General features: G+C 65.6%; 14 protein-coding genes. 10 read left to right on the forward strand and 4 right to left on the reverse strand.

Going from position 1 to position 14,930, the window contains the following annotated elements; genetic code table 11:
* Position 1 precedes the first annotated feature (1 nt).
* Genes CXY77_RS09840 through CXY77_RS09855 form a run of 4 tightly spaced genes read left to right on the forward strand, consistent with a single transcriptional unit; the run spans position 2 to position 4,650 of the window.
* Positions 2-2,047, forward strand: a complete 2,046-nt coding sequence (locus tag CXY77_RS09840) for a biotin carboxylase N-terminal domain-containing protein (RefSeq protein WP_104130008.1) — start codon at positions 2-4, stop codon at positions 2,045-2,047.
* Positions 2,044-3,210, forward strand: coding sequence for an acyl-CoA dehydrogenase family protein (locus tag CXY77_RS09845; RefSeq protein ID WP_104088821.1), 1,167 nt, complete (start codon positions 2,044-2,046; stop codon positions 3,208-3,210). The genes CXY77_RS09840 and CXY77_RS09845 overlap by 4 nt, the downstream gene beginning before the upstream one ends.
* 22 nt (positions 3,211-3,232) lie before the next feature.
* Entirely contained in the window at positions 3,233-3,730 is a 498-nt protein-coding gene (locus tag CXY77_RS09850; RefSeq protein WP_104088822.1) for a MaoC family dehydratase, read from the forward strand.
* Positions 3,727-4,650, forward strand: coding sequence for a CoA ester lyase (locus CXY77_RS09855; RefSeq protein WP_104130009.1), 924 nt, complete (start codon positions 3,727-3,729; stop codon positions 4,648-4,650). The genes CXY77_RS09850 and CXY77_RS09855 overlap by 4 nt, the downstream gene beginning before the upstream one ends.
* 104 nt (positions 4,651-4,754) lie before the next feature.
* Here CXY77_RS09855 and CXY77_RS09860 read toward each other — a convergent pair whose 3' ends face one another.
* Complete coding sequence (locus CXY77_RS09860; RefSeq protein WP_092341012.1) at positions 4,755-5,258, reverse strand: glutathione peroxidase; 504 nt, start codon at positions 5,256-5,258, stop codon at positions 4,755-4,757.
* Between the two features lie 339 nt (positions 5,259-5,597).
* Here CXY77_RS09860 and CXY77_RS20140 point away from each other — a divergent pair, with 339 nt between their 5' ends.
* Both CXY77_RS20140 and CXY77_RS09865 read left to right on the forward strand, forming a co-directional pair.
* Complete coding sequence (locus CXY77_RS20140; RefSeq protein ID WP_158252813.1) at positions 5,598-5,774, forward strand: hypothetical protein; 177 nt, start codon at positions 5,598-5,600, stop codon at positions 5,772-5,774.
* A 272-nt stretch (positions 5,775-6,046) separates the two neighbouring features.
* Positions 6,047-7,732 carry a ribonuclease J gene (locus CXY77_RS09865; RefSeq protein ID WP_092341104.1) on the forward strand — a complete coding sequence of 562 codons (1,686 nt, stop codon included), beginning with the start codon at positions 6,047-6,049 and terminating at the stop codon, positions 7,730-7,732.
* A 66-nt stretch (positions 7,733-7,798) separates the two neighbouring features.
* On the opposite strand, the gene CXY77_RS09870 is transcribed toward CXY77_RS09865, so the two are convergent.
* Positions 7,799-9,412, reverse strand: a complete 1,614-nt coding sequence (locus tag CXY77_RS09870; protein ID WP_092341013.1) for a peptide chain release factor 3 — start codon at positions 9,410-9,412, stop codon at positions 7,799-7,801.
* Between the two features lie 328 nt (positions 9,413-9,740).
* Between CXY77_RS09870 and CXY77_RS09875 the strand changes: the two genes are divergently transcribed.
* Positions 9,741-10,757: an aldo/keto reductase gene (locus CXY77_RS09875; protein WP_092341014.1), complete on the forward strand. Its 1,017-nt coding sequence runs from the start codon at positions 9,741-9,743 to the stop codon at positions 10,755-10,757.
* A 10-nt stretch (positions 10,758-10,767) separates the two neighbouring features.
* Here the strand turns inward: CXY77_RS09875 and CXY77_RS09880 are convergent, their stop codons facing one another.
* Complete coding sequence (locus CXY77_RS09880; RefSeq protein WP_092341016.1) at positions 10,768-11,358, reverse strand: TetR/AcrR family transcriptional regulator; 591 nt, start codon at positions 11,356-11,358, stop codon at positions 10,768-10,770.
* A gap of 213 nt (positions 11,359-11,571) precedes the next feature.
* Here CXY77_RS09880 and CXY77_RS09885 point away from each other — a divergent pair, with 213 nt between their 5' ends.
* Both CXY77_RS09885 and CXY77_RS09890 read left to right on the forward strand, forming a co-directional pair.
* The gene (locus CXY77_RS09885; protein ID WP_092341018.1) at positions 11,572-12,915 is read left to right on the forward strand and encodes a pitrilysin family protein; all 1,344 of its coding nucleotides are present in this window, start codon (positions 11,572-11,574) and stop codon (positions 12,913-12,915) included.
* A gap of 64 nt (positions 12,916-12,979) precedes the next feature.
* On the forward strand, positions 12,980-13,582 hold the full coding sequence (locus CXY77_RS09890; protein WP_092341105.1) for a histidine phosphatase family protein: 603 nt from the start codon (positions 12,980-12,982) through the stop codon (positions 13,580-13,582).
* Here the strand turns inward: CXY77_RS09890 and CXY77_RS09895 are convergent.
* Positions 13,579-14,094, reverse strand: coding sequence for a GNAT family N-acetyltransferase (locus CXY77_RS09895; protein WP_092341020.1), 516 nt, complete (start codon positions 14,092-14,094; stop codon positions 13,579-13,581). The two genes, CXY77_RS09890 and CXY77_RS09895, sit on opposite strands and share 4 nt — an antisense overlap.
* 56 nt (positions 14,095-14,150) lie before the next feature.
* Between CXY77_RS09895 and dapB the strand changes: the two genes are divergently transcribed.
* Positions 14,151-14,918 carry a 4-hydroxy-tetrahydrodipicolinate reductase gene (gene dapB, locus CXY77_RS09900; protein WP_104130010.1) on the forward strand — a complete coding sequence of 256 codons (768 nt, stop codon included), beginning with the start codon at positions 14,151-14,153 and terminating at the stop codon, positions 14,916-14,918.
* The last annotated feature ends 12 nt before the right edge of the window (positions 14,919-14,930 follow it).

Raw genomic sequence — 14,930 nt, forward strand, 5'->3', positions numbered from 1 at the left:
CATGACATTTGACATCGTTCTGGTCGCCAACCGCGGCGAAATCGCCTGCCGCATCATCCGCACCCTGCGGGAACGCGGCATCCGCTCTATCGCCGTCTACAGTGACGCCGACCGTGACGCCCTACATGTGTCGCTAGCGGATGCCGCGGTGCGCCTCGGCGCCGCCGCCCCGGCCGACAGCTATCTCAATGTCGAGGCCGTGCTGGCTGCTGCGGCGCGAACCGGAGCCCAGGCGATTCACCCCGGCTACGGATTTCTGAGCGAGAACCAGGCTTTCGCGCAGGCCTGTGCCGACACCGGGATCGTCTTCATCGGGCCGAGCGTGCACGCGCTGAACGTGATGGGCGACAAGATCCGCTCGAAGAACCATGTGGCCGGTTACGGGGTGCCGGTCATTTCCGGGGTGGCAGAGCCGGGCCTCAGCAATGAGCAGCTGATCGTGGCCGCCGTCGACGTTGGCTACCCGATGCTGATCAAGCCGTCCGCCGGCGGTGGCGGCAAGGGCATGCACGTGGTGGAACGCGTTGAAGACCTGCCCGCCACCCTCGAGACCGCCCGGCGCGTGGCGCTGAGTGCCTTCGGCGACGATACCCTGCTGCTCGAACGCCTCGTGGCGACCCCGCGGCACATCGAGGTGCAGGTGCTCGCCGACAACCACGGCGCCGTGATTCACCTCGGTGAGCGCGAGTGCTCGCTGCAACGCCGGCACCAGAAGGTCATCGAGGAGGCGCCCTCGCCGCTGCTCGACGAGGCGACCCGGGCGCGCATCGGGGAGGCGGCCTGCGCTGCCGCCCGCAGCGTGGGCTACAGCGGCGCCGGCACCGTAGAATTCCTGGTCTCCGCTGCCGCGCCCGACGAGTTCTTCTTCATGGAGATGAACACCCGACTGCAGGTAGAGCACCCGGTCACCGAGCTGGTCACCGGCCTCGACCTCGTGGATTGGCAGCTGCGCATCGCAGCGGGGGAGCCGCTCACGGTAACGCAGTCCGATATATGCCTCAGGGGGCATGCGATCGAGGCCCGGGTTTACTCCGAGAATCCCGAGCGCGGTTTTCTGCCGACCACGGGCAGGGTGTTGCAGCTGCACGAGGCCATTGGTGAGGGCGTGCGGGTGGACAGCTCGCTGAGTCTGGGGCTGACGATCGCCTCGCACTACGACCCGATGCTCGCCAAGGTGATCGCCTGGGCTCCCACCCGGCTGGAAGCGCTGAACCGGCTCGACCGGGCGCTCGCCGACACCGTCGTGCTCGGCGTGCAGACCAACACCGAATACCTGCGGCTGCTGTTAGCGGATGCCGACGTGCGCGCCGGCCGCCTCGACACCGGCTTGATCGAACGCAAACTTCCCGACCTCCAGTTTCGCGGCGCCGAGGAGCACCTGCTTGCCGCCGGGGCGCTGTTTTTGCACGGGCTCGCGGTGTCCGCCGCCGGCACGAACGTGGCCTGGACGCGGCCGAGCGGATGGCGGGCCGGTTCGCCGCGTCCCGTGAAGTACGCGCTGGGGGTGGGCGCGACCGACGTCGTGGAGGTGCAGGTTGTGGGGGAGCCGGGGGCGGCATCCGTTTCGGTCGGTGATGGCACGGCCGTGCCGGCCGGACTCGTTCGCGTCGGAGATGGCACGTTCAGCGTCGACTACGACGGCCAGACCCGGGTGTTCGCGATCGAGAAGTTCGGAACGCGCGTGTATATCGGCGCTGACGGCTTCTCGCTCGAACTGCGGCACCGATCCCGGGCCGAGCAGCTCGCGGAACACCTCGCCAGCCGCGGCCGGGTACCAGGGGCGCTCAGCCCCGACGTACGCTCGCCGATGCCCGGCACCGTCATCGCGGTGCACGCCGCCACCGGCGACGTGGTCAGCGCGGGCCAAACCCTCCTTGTGGTCGAGGCCATGAAGATGGAACACAAACTCGTGGCCGCCACGGCCGGCCGCGTCACCGTGAACCTCAAGACCGGTGATCTCGTGGCACTCGACCAGATCGTCGCCACCGTTATTCCAGAAACGATCACGACCCCCGAAACCTCTTCAGACAAGGAAGACACAGAATGAGCTACGAACTCACCCCTACCCAGCAGACCCTCAGCGACATGGTGCGCGACTTCGCCGACACCGTCGTCGCCCCGGCCGCCTACGAGTACGACACCAAGCGCCGCCTGCCCTACGGCATCATCGCCCAGATGGGGGAGATGGGATTGTTCGGTTTGCCGTTCCCAAAGGAATATGGCGGTCAGGGCAGCGACTATTTCTCGCTCTGCCTCGCGGTTGAACAATTAGCCCGTGCCGACCAGAGCATCGCCGTCACCCTCGAGGCCGGGGTGGGCCTCGGCATCATGCCGGTCTACCGCAGCGGCACCGAGGCGCAGAAGCAGGAATGGGTTCCCCGCCTCGCGAGTGGCTCGGCGCTCGCCGCGTTTGGCCTCACCGAAGCGGATGCCGGCTCAGACGCCGCAGGCACCAAGACCACTGCTTTATTGGAGGCCGGCGAATGGGTGATCAACGGCACCAAGCAGTTCATCACCAACTCCGGGTCGGAGATCACCCGCCTCGTCACGGTGACCGCCGTCACGGGGGAGTCCACTCGAGCCGACGGTTCGATCAAGAAGGAACTCACCGCGATTCTGGTGCCGACACCGACCCCCGGTTTCACGGCGCTGCCACCCTATGACAAGGTCGGCTGGCACACTTCCGACACGCATCCGCTCGTGTTCGACAACGTGCGCGTACCGGAGGCCAACCTGCTCGGCGAACGCGGCCGCGGGTTCGCCAACTTCGTGCAGACCCTCGACGAGGGCCGCGTCGCCTTCGCCGCGCTCTGCACGGGCGCAGCGCAGGGTTGCCTGGAGGAATCGATTCGCTACGCGAACAGCCGCAACGTCTTCGGCCGTTCAATCGGTTCCAACCAGCACATTGCCTTCAAAATCGCCCGGATGCAGGCGCGCGTGCACACTGCACGCCTCGCCTACTATGACGCAGCGCTGAAGATGATCAACGGCAAGCCGTTCAAGATGGAGGCATCGATCGCCAAGATGGTAGGCAGCGAAGCGGCCATGGACAATGCCCGCGACGCCACGCAGATCTTCGGCGGATACGGCTTCATGAATGAGAATCCGGTCGCGCGGCACTATCGTGATTCGAAGGTGCTCGAACTCGGCGAGGGCACCACCGAGGTGCAGCTCATGGTCATCTCGCGGGCGCTGGGCTTCGCGGCCTGACCTGACTGAATTGGAGAAGCGGATGACCGACCCCGGTACCCCAGAACGCCACCTGGTTCAGCAGCGCGGCCTCTACTTCGAGGAGTTTGACCTCGATGCTCTGTACCAGCACCGTCCGGGTCGCACCGTGACCGAGGCCGACAACGTGCTGTTCACGACGATGACCATGAACACGCAGGCGCTGCACCTCGATGCGGCGTGGTCGGCCACCCAGCCGTTCGGCGAACGCTTGGTGAATTCCATGTTCACCCTGTCGACCATGGTCGGCAGTTCGGTCGCCCAGCTGACCCAGGGCACGATCGTGGCGAACCTGGGATTTTCGGCCGTGACGTTTCCGCATCCGCTGCACCACGGCGACACCCTCTATTCGGAGACCATCGTCACCGACAAACGGTTGTCGAAGAGTCGCCCCGGTCAGGGAATCATTACGCTCGAACACACCGGACGCAACCAGCACGGAGTGGTCGTCGGCTCGGCCGTGCGCACCGTGCTGGTCTGGTGCCGCGAGGGAGCAGCATGAGCGGCCCGTTCGATGGCGACCCGTTCGATGCGAGCTCCTTCGACGACTACAGCGACCCGGCCGGCCTCGACCCCTTCGACGACAGCCCCGCCGGTCTCAGCCCGTTCACGCCGGCCCCGTTCACCCTCGGTCCAGCCCTGCTGTTCTGCCCCGCCGACCGGCCGGAGCGTTACGAGAAGGCCGCCGAGCGCGCCGACGCCGTCATCCTCGACCTGGAAGACGCCGTCACGCCCGCTGACCGGGCGGCGGCGCGGCGCGCGCTGATCGAGCATCCGCTTGACCCGGCCACGACAATCGTGCGCATCAATCCGGCCGACACCGACGATTTCGCACTCGATCTGGCCGCGTTGGCCCGCACGGAGTATCGCGACGTGATGCTCGCTAAGACGGTCAGCGCCGGCCAGGTCGAGCGGCTCGAAGCATTTCGGGTGATTGCCCTGTGTGAAACCGCCGCCGGTGTGATCTCGGCGACCGAGATCGCCGCCGAGCGCAACGTTGTCGGGCTCATGTGGGGCGCCGAAGACCTCGTCGCCTCGCTTGGAGGCACGTCGAGCCGTTTCGAGGACGGTCGCTACCGCGACGTCGCTCGCCAGGCCCGCTCCCAGGTGTTGCTGGCCGCCCGTGCGCACGACAAGGCGGCGATCGACACGGTGCACCTTGACATCATCGACACGGCAGGGCTCGAGCTTGAGGCAGCGGATGCCGTCGCCAGCGGTTTCACCGCCACCGCGTGCATCCACCCGAGCCAGGTCGCCGTCATTCGCGCCGCCTACCAGCCGACGGCAGCCGAGGTTGACTATGCCCTCGGGCTGCTCGAGGCCGCCGCAAGCGCGCGCGGCGTCTTCCAGCACGAGGGCCGCATGATCGACGGCCCGGTCTTGCGTCACGCCGAGGCCGTGTTGCGCCGCGCCGCCCGCTGACGGCCGCGCGCTAAATTCACCGGGCCCGCCTTGTAGCCCGGGGCCCAGTTTATAAACTGGGCCCGTGGACGGGGCCTGGGCCCCGTCCGCAAGAGAAGGGCGGGTCAGGCGGCCTTGGCGGCCAGAACCTTCTCGATGGCTTCGACGATCTCGGTCGACTCCGGCTCGACCGAGGAGGCGAAACGGTCGACGATCTCACCGGTCGGGGTCACTAGGAACTTCTCGAAGTTCCACTTGATCAGGCCGGGCAGCAGTCCCCGCTTGAACTTGGTGAGCTCCGCATAGAGCGGATGCTGGTGCTTGCCCCGCACATCGACCTTGGCCGTCATGGGAAAGGTCACCCCGTAGGTCATGCCGCAGAATTCCACGATGTCCGCTTCGGTGCCCGGTTCCTGGCCCATGAACTGGTTGCTCGGCAGCCCGAGCACGACGAGTCCCGCGTCGGCGAAGCGCTGGTACAGCGCCTCCAGCCCGGCGTACTGCGGCGTGAAGCCGCACTTCGAGGCCACATTGACCACGAGAACGGTCTTGCCCTGGTAGGCGCCGAAGGTTGTTTCTGTTCCGTCGATGAGGGTGAGGGGGATGTCGTACAGCGCAGAAGAAGTCATTGAAAGATGTTATCGACGAAAGCCTCCATGCTGGCTGCACGGCACCTGTGTAGCTGCAGGCCATCCTGTACCTGCACGGCGCCTGTGTAGATTGTGTATTTGCCCCAAATGGGTGGCAGGCTCAGGTATTCTGATATCAGCTCAGAAATCATGGCGGTCCACTAGAGGATCCGGGTTTCTGCAGCCCGCGCGGCGCAGCGCATTCTTCCGCCGACCGGGCCAACACCCCAGTTTCAGTCGAATCAGCTCCGCCAATGTGTGCCGCTGTCACTCTCGAATGAAACTGTGTGCTCTGACTAGCCGTCGGCATCCGCTAGTACTAATCGCACCAGGAGCACCATGAATTCCTACGTATCGCAGTCCACCAAGCGCGCCACCACCGCCAACGAGTACGTCACGCACGACGTTCGTCGCGCGATCACTGCCACCGGTTACGTCAGCGGCACCGCGCAGCACCTCGAAGCCGGCGACTACGTTTCGCCGCAGCCGAGCGCTGCCGGGCGCCGCGCCGCGTAGCCACCGGCCAGGCCGCTTGAGCGGTGAGCAACACCAAAAGAGGGATTCCGCCACGTGCGGGGTCCCTTTTTTGTGACCGAAAACGCTGCGTGTTGATGCATCGGTAGACTAGTGAGGTACCTGGCCGGTATTTTTCTTGCCCGCCAGGCACGACACGAGGTACGCGTATGCGCGCTGAAGCCCCCTGAGTATTGCTCGCTGGCTTTCGGTATGCCCGATCTCGGTCCCCACACACCTGGACATGCAGTACCGCAGACAACGAAATGAGATTCATGAATAACCACTACCTCGACCTGAGCACTCCGCCGGCACTGCCGGCTCGCGGCATGCGCATCATCCCGCTCGGAGGCCTCGGCGAGATCGGCCGCAACATGACCGTCTTCGAGCACAAGGGCAAGCTGCTCATCATCGACTGCGGCGTTCTCTTCCCCGAAGACAACCAGCCCGGCATCAACGTGATCCTGCCCGACTTCACCGCCATCCGTGACCGTCTGCAGGACATCGAGGCCATCGTGCTCACCCACGGCCACGAAGACCACATCGGCGCAGTGCCGTACCTGCTCAAGGAACGCGGCGACATTCCCGTCGTCGGTTCCAAGCTCACCCTGGCCTTCCTCGCTGCAAAGCTGCAGGAGCACCGCCTCAGCCAGAACTTCATCGAGGTGAAAGAAGGCGAGCGCCGCACGATCGGCCAGTTCGACCTCGAGTTCATCGCCGTCAACCACTCCATCCCCGACGGCCTGGCCATCGCCATTCGTACCGAAGCCGGCCTTGTGCTGGCGACCGGTGACTTCAAGATGGACCAGTTCCCGCTCGACAAGCGCCTCACCGACCTCGGCGCCTTCGCACGCCTGGCCGAAGAAGGCGTCGACCTGTTCATGACGGACTCGACCAACGCCGAGGTTCCCGGCTTCACCACCGCCGAGAAGGACATCGGACCGGCGATCGACACCGTGTTCCGCACCTCCCCGCGCCGCATCATCGTGTCGAGCTTCGCCAGCCACGTGCACCGCATCCAGCAGGTCATCGATGCTGCCGTCAAGCACAACCGCAAGGTGGCCTTCGTCGGCCGCTCCATGGTGCGCAACATGGGCATCGCGAGCGAGCTCGGCTACCTCAACATTCCCAAGGGCCTGCTCGTTGATATGAAGGCGCTCGAGCGCATGAAGGACGACAAGGTCGTTCTCATCTGCACCGGTTCGCAGGGTGAGCCGATGGCTGCGCTGTCGCGTATGGCCAACCGCGAACACGTCATCAAGATCGGCGAGGGCGACACCGTGCTGCTCGCGAGCTCGCTGATCCCCGGAAACGAAAACTCCATCTACCGCGTCATCAACGGTCTGATTCGTTGGGGCGCGAACGTCGTGCACAAGGGCAACGCCAAGGTGCACGTCTCCGGTCACGCCAGTGCCGGCGAGCTTGTCTACTGCTACAACATCGTCAAGCCGGTCAACGTCATGCCGATCCACGGCGAATGGCGTCACTTGACGGCCAACGCCGACCTCGCCATCGCGACCGGTGTTGCCGAAGAGAACGTCATCGTCGTCGAAGACGGCGTTGTCGTCGACCTCATCGACGGTCACGCCAAGGTCACCGGCCGTGTTGTCGCCGACTACGTCTTCGTCGACGGGATGACCGTAGGCGGGGCAGCATCCGCTGCGATGGAAGATCGCCGTAAGCTCGCCGAGGACGGCACCATCACCATCCTCGGAATTCTCAACGCCAAGACCGGCACGCTCTCCGAGCCGGTCGAGTTCCTGGCGCGCGGATTCGTGCACGACGACGAGTGGGTCAAGGGAGCCACCAAGGTCATCGACGAGGCCATGAAGGCCGCGAACCGCATCAAGATCGTCGACGGCGCCGAGCTCGAAGACCTGTTCACGCAGTCCGTGAGCCGCTGGATGAACCGCAAGTACCGTCGCAGCCCCGTCATCACCTCCGTGGTGGTCGACGCGTAAGCAGCACCGAACAGAAAGGACCGCATCCTCCACGAGGATGCGGCCCTTTCTGGTTGAACGAACCAGCTACATGAAGTCTTCGGCGGTCGCGTTCGCGATGTCGATCAGCACAAGCTTCGGGTTCTCCTTGGCAATGGCCTGCAGGCGCCACGGAGTGCTGAACAGGGCGAGCAGGGTGCCGTCGGAGCGGGTGAATACCTCCACCTGGCGGGTTCCGGCGAGCACGAGCGCGCTCTCCTTGTCGGTCTTGCGGGCCACCTGGTAGGGCAGCGCTTCCATGCGGATGTCCGCGTGGAAGTCGTGCACCATGCGGTCTTCGACCACCTCGAACTGCATCGGTCCGACGGCGCCGAGCACGGGAGCCTGCTCGCCGCGCACCTCGGAACGCATCACCTGGATGACACCCTCGTGGTCGAGCTGGTCGATGCCGCGGCGAAACTGCTTGTGCTTGCTCGAGTCCACGGGGCGGATCGCCCGAAAATGTTCGGGGGAGAACAGCGGCAGCGGCGGAAACTCCACCCGCTCGTCTTCAAAGATCGAATCGCCCACCCGCAGCGCCGACGCGTTGACGAGCCCCACGATGTCGCCGGGCCAGGCCTGGTCGGTGACGGTGCGTTCCTTGCCAAACAGCTGCTGGGCATACTTGGTGGCGAAGGGCCGCCCGGTCGCCGCGTGCGTGACGATCATGCCGCGGCGAAATTCGCCCGAGCACACGCGCACGAAGGCCACGTGGTCGCGGTGCGCGGAGTTCATGCCGGACTGTACCTTGAACACGAAACCGGAGAACGGTGAGGTGACCTTTCGCGGGTTGCCGTCGATGTCGATGCGGGCTTCGGCCGGCGGCGCGAACTCCACCAGGGTGTCGAGCAGCTGCTGTACGCCAAAGTTGGCCACGGCCGCGCAGAACAGCACCGGGGTGGTCTGGCCGTCGAGAAACAGCTCGGAGTCGTGATTTTGCGACTCAGCGTCGAGCAGCTCGGATTCTTCGACAGCGGATGCCCAGGCCGGGCCTTCCTCGATCGCCGCGTCGGCGGCATCCAGCCGCACCGATTCGGCCACTGTCGCTCCGCCCGCCGTGCGGGTGAAGCGCAGAAAGTCGCCGGAGCGGCGATCGAGCACGCCGCGCAGGTCGCCGGCTTCGCCGACCGGCCAGTTCAGCGGGGTCGGCAGCAGGCCGGTGCGGGTCTGGATCTCGTCCATCAGGGCCAGGGGAGTGTCGCCGGGGCGGTCCCACTTGTTAATGACGGTGATGACCGGCAGGCCGCGCTGCTTGCATACGGCGAACAGCTTCATGGTCTGCGGCTCGAGACCCTTGGCCGCGTCGACGAGCATCACCGCGGCATCCACTGCGGAGAGCACCCGAAAGGTGTCCTCCGAGAAGTCGGCGTGCCCGGGGGTATCGACGAGGTTGATCACGGCGTCGTGGTATTCGAACTGAATGGCGGCGCTGGTGACCGAGATGCCGCGGGCCTTTTCCATCTCCATCCAGTCCGAGACGGTGCCGCTACGGCCGGCCTTGCCGTGGGTGGCACCGGCGGAGGTGATGGCGCGGGCGTGCAGCAGAAGGGCCTCGGTCAGAGTGGACTTGCCCGCGTCGGGGTGGCTGATCACCGCGAAGGTGCGGCGACGGAGGGCCTCGCGGGGAACCTGGGGGTTGGGCACGGAGGCGTCGGTGGTCATGGCTGCTTTCCTGCGGCTGATTCGGGCAGGATACCTTGCCAGCCGATCGATCACGTGATTCGACAGGCGGCGGCCCAGGGCGGATGTGCACCTGCACAGGCAGCCCAATTTTTGCGCAATCTTCAGTCTAACAAATCGGGGGCGCACCGACTGGCGGTCGGCAGCCACCACCCCCTGTTCGGCCGCCCGCGACGTACATTTTGGTAACGGTTTAGCGTGCCGCCGGGAAATGTCGGTGGCCTCGCCTAAAGTCGGCCCAAGAGCACTTTACGACGAGAAAACCCGGCAGAACGCACAGGTCGGGCGAACACCCCGGGAGGAGAACGCAATGCCCCGACAGGTGGTCTCATCATCTCTGGATGCGATGTCGGTCGACCGCGTACAGGCCGAGACGGGGCCGTCCGAGACGACCGTGGGTTCGCGCCCGGTTCGCCGGCAGATTGTGGGAACCGATCTGTGCGTGCATCCACTCGCCCTGGGCTGCAACGCCTTCGGCTGGACCGCGACAAATGATGCCTCCCTGGCCATTCTCGACGCGCACCGCGATCTCGGCGGCAATTTTCTGGACACAGCCGACAGCTTCGCGGCCGGCCGCAGCGAAGTGATCATTGGGTCCTGGCTGCGTTCTCGGGGCGCGCGGGCCGAAACCGTGCTGGCCACGAAGATCGGCCGCAATCTCGACAACCCCGGACTGACCCAGCGCAGCATCGTCGCCGCTGTCGAGGCGAGCCTGGTGCGGCTCGGTACCGACTACGTCGACCTGCTTTATTTTCACTTCGACGACAAGACCGTCGCCCTCGAAGAGAGCCTGGTTGCCGTGGACGCGCTGATGCGCGCCGGCAAGGTGCGCTACCTGGGTGCCTCGAACTTCTCGGCGGAACGGCTCATGGAAGCCCGGGTGCTCTCAGCCCTCGGCCTGCCCAAGTTTGTCGCCGCCGAAACCCCGTACAACCTCGTACATCGCGCCGAACTCGAAAAAGACGTCGCGGTCGTCGCCCGCGCCCAGCACCTGGCCCTGATGCCCGGCTTCGCCCTCGCCCACGGTTTTCTGGCCGGCGCGTACCGCAACAAAGCGGATGCCGCCGACACCGCCCGCGGTCAGCTCGCCAAGGTCTACCTCAACCGTCGATCGCTGCGCGTTCTCGCCGTGGTCGACCGCATCGCCGCAGCGCAGGGCACGGCCCCGGCGTCGATCGCCCTGGCCTGGCTGCTCGCCCGGCCCGACGTGGTGGCGCCGGTGGCCGGCGCGGGCCGGGCCGACCAGGTGCAGTCTTTGGTCGCGGCGGCGGGCATCCGTCTCGGCCGTAACGACCTGCTCGACCTCGACCGGGTATCGGCCTACTGACCTCGCAGCGTTAGGCGCCCGACTCGTCGAGTACTCGCTGGATGGCGCGCAGCAGGGCGGTGTGGGCACCGATCGGGTCGCCGAGGTTGGCACCGGCGAAGGCGCCGTCGCGGGCGAGAAAGAAGTCGTCGGCGGCGTCCCCGGGCCGGGCGTGGCCCATGCCGCGGAACATGTCCTCGATCGACCGGCCGTACCAGTCCCGGTGTGCAGACACGGCCTGGCGCACCGGGTGGGCCGGGTCGGTGAACTGGGCGGCCGCGTTGATGAACGGGCAGCCGTGGAAGCCTTCGCGGATGACCTGCGCCGAGATCTCGTTGACGACTCCGCGCAATCGCTGTTCCGGGGTGTCGTATCGCGTGTCAAGGCTGGCGAGAAAATCGCGAGCCAGGCGGTCGCGGCCCTGCAGGTACACGACAATGAGGGCATCCTTCGAGCGGTAGTACTTGTAGAAAGTTGCTTTGGTGACCTTCGACTCGCTGATGATGCGGTCCACACCCACGGTGTGAACACCCTCGGTATAGAAGAGTCGGTCGGCGGTGGCGAGGATGCGCACCTTGGCGTGCGTCGCCGGCCGAACGGCTTCAGCTGTCAGCGTGGTCATGCGGCACTCCTTTATGAGGGGGCAGAAAACAGCCCCAGATGAGCGCAAATCCGGGAGTTTTCCCCGGTCGGCTCCCAGACTGTAACACACCCTAGACAGACCAGTCTGTCGCAATCGACCCAACGGAGCATTCCGGCCAAACTGGGGGTAGGCCAGCGAGTTCCCACGGGAGAGGCGGCCGCCCCGATCGGGTCTTGTAAGGTGGTGGATGATATGAACGGTGCAGTCGACTTTCCCCTAGACCAGGCCGAACTCTCGTTTCGGGCCGCCGGCGATGCCCTCGTGCGGCGCACCGTTTTGCCGAGCGGTGTTCGCATTCTCAGCGAGCAAGTGCCGGGCGCCCGCAGCCTCACGATCGGTTACTGGGTGGCCGTCGGTGCCCGCGACGAACAACCGGGGCATTTCGGCTCCACCCACTTTCTTGAGCACCTGCTGTTCAAGGGCACACCGACGCGGTCAGCACTGGACATCGCCATCTCGTTCGACGCGGTCGGCGGCGAACACAACGCCATGACCGCCAAGGAATACACCTGCTACTACGCCAAGGTGCAGGACCGGGACCTCGGCATGGCCATCGATGTACTCACCGACATGTTGACGTCCTCCAAACTGGATGAAGGTGAATTCGAAACCGAGCGTGGCGTCATTCTCGAGGAACTCGCCATGGCCGACGATGATCCGGCCGATGTCGCCAACGAGAGATTTTTCGAAGCCGTGCTGGGAAAACATCCGCTGGGCCGCCCCATCGGCGGCAGCGCCGACGATATTCGCGCGGCCTCCCGCACGGCCGTGTGGGAGCACTACCAGGCCAACTATCGCCCGCAGGACCTCGTCGTGACGGTGGCCGGTGCCGTCGACCACGACCAGCTGGTCGACGCCGTCACCCGCGCGCTCGAACGGGCCGGCTGGGACCTCAGCATCGCGCAAACTCCGGTGAGCCGCCGTGGCGGTGCGCCGGCCGAAATCCACCAAGGACAGGCCCTGACGATCGTCAAACGTCCGCTCGAGCAGGCCAACCTGCTGCTCGGCATGCCCGGCCTGCTGGCAACCGACGACCGTCGCGTCACGATGAGCGTGCTCACCTCGATCTTCGGTGGGGGAATGTCGAGCCGACTGTTCCAAGAAGTACGTGAGAAGCGCGGCCTGGCCTATTCGGTCTATTCCTTCGCGCCCGGCTACTCCGACGCCGGCCTGTTCGGCATGTATGCCGGGTGCACGCCCGCCAAGGCCGGGCAGGTCGCTGAGCTCATGCTGAGTGAACTGCACCACCTCGCCGCTGACGGTGTCACGGCTGACGAGATGAAACGTGCGTCCGGCCAGCTGAGCGGGGCATCCGCTTTGGCCCTGGAAGACTCGGACACCCGCATGTCTCGGCTGGGGCGGTCCGAGATCACCCTCGGCGAGTTCGCCGATCTCGACGAAGCACTGCGCCGCCTTGCGCTCGTCACAGCGGCCGATGTGCAGGAGCTCGCCGCCGAGCTCGCGAGCGGTCCGGTCTCGATCGCCGCGGTCGGGGCCCTCGAGGATGATGCCTTCGCCGCGATCCTTCCAGGCTGACCTTCACCCCACAGCTTGTGCTCCATCCGCCCCGGCGGACTTCTGAACTTTGAAATGGACGATGATGCCCCAGTACATCTACCTGGTACGCCATGGCGAGCAGCAGGATGCCGAACACGGCCTGCACGACGGTCCGCTGTCACCGCGCGGCAAACGCCAGGCGCTGCTGATCGCCGACCGCCTGAGCGGGGTTCCGTTCACCGGTGCCTGGCACTCACCGCTGCAGCGGGCTGCTGAGACCGCCGAGATCATGGCGGAACGACTGCCCGCCCTGCACAGCGAATCGTCGGCGCTGCTGTTCGACTGCATCCCCTCTGGCCGGGCAGCCGAAACGCCGTCGGCCTACGACCCGTTCTTCGGCTCCGTCACCGACGATGAGATCGCCGCCGGACGAGCGCAGATGGAAGACGCCGTCGCCGAATTTCTGCAACCGCGCCGCAGCCAGCGGCACGACCTGCTGATCACCCACAATTTCGTGATCGCCTGGTTTGTGCGTGAGGTTCTCGGCGCTCCCGATTGGCGCTGGGTCGGCATCAATCAGGCCAATTGCGGCTTGACCGTGCTGCAGCAAAAGCCGGGCCGTCCCTGGACCCTGGTCACCCACAACGACCTTGGCCACCTGCCGGTCGAGCTGCGTACCGGGCTGCCGGAACCCCTGATGTTCTAAAGTCGCTTGCAATACCAGTGCGTGGCATTGGGATTGTCGTTGTACGACGGAATGCTTTCGTAGCCCGTGCTCTGATACAGCGCCCCGGCGGTGGCGAGACTCACGTTGGTGTCGAGCACCACTTCGGCGCCTCCGAGTTCTGCCGCCCGCCGCTCGAGCTCGGCCAGCAGCAGGCGCCCCCATCCGCGCCCGCGGGTTGTGGGTTGAATCCACAAATGTTTGACCTCGAAGCGAACGGGTTCGTTCTCTCCTTCGGCGCTACCCAACCGACGGATGCCCCCGCACCCGACATACGCGCCGCTCGCGTCGTTGCCCGCCGGGCCATCGCTCGTGGGTTCGTCGAGCACCGCGAGAAAGATGCCCTGCGGCGGCACGAACTGCTCCGCGAGCGGATAGGTCGGGTGGTAGGTGCCCTGGGGTTGCCGAAACGACAGTTCGGGGCTGCTGAAATATTCTGTGAGCAGGGTGAGGGCCGCGGCATCCGCGACGGACACGGCGTGAAACTGAGGCATCTGCCAAGGCTATTGCGCGGGCAAGTGCGGGCGCGATCAATTGGTAGATTGGTCTCATGACAACGACGGTGGCCATCATTGGCGCAACGGGCAAGATGGGCAGCCTGGTCTCCGACCTGATCGACCGAACAGAGGGTTTTGAGGTCGTCGCCCGACTGGACTCGAAGAGCGAGCTCAGTGAGATGCTCGGGGCAGAGATTGCCATCGACCTCACCCGACCGGACGTGAGCCGGAGCGTCGTCGACTTTGCGACCGAGCACGGTTTGCGCGTACTCGTCGGCACCTCCGGCTGGAGCCAGGACGGCATCGATTCGCTCGACCGCCGCCTCGCCGGTCGTGACGATACCGGTGTCATCATCATTCCGAACTTCTCGATCGGCTCGGTGCTCGCCACGGCGTTCGCGGCCCTCGCCGCCCGGTTTTACGATTCCATCGAGATCGTTGAAGCCCATCAGCCATCCAAGGTCGATTCACCGTCTGGGACCGCGGTGCGCACCGCCGAACTGATCGGCCGGGCGCGCGCCGAACTCGGTCCGGTCTCCGCGCCGCACACCGACCAACGTGCCCGCGGGCAGCAGGTGTCGAGCGTGCCCGTACACAGCCTGCGCCTGTCCGGACTGTTGGCCCGTCAGGACGTGTTTCTCGGCGGTACCGGCGAAACCCTCACGATCAGCCACAACACACTCTCGCCGAACGCCTACGAGAGCGGCATTCTGCTGGCCCTCAATGCGACCCGAACGGCTACCGGGGTGACAGTCGGCCTCGATCAGGTGGTCGATCTGGGATTTGGCATTGCCGGCACCACCGAAAAGGCTTTCCAGTGAAGGGCAAGATCG

The organism is Cryobacterium sp. N21 (genome assembly GCF_002929575.1).
Classification (GTDB): Bacteria; Actinomycetota; Actinomycetes; order Actinomycetales; family Microbacteriaceae; genus Cryobacterium; species Cryobacterium flavum.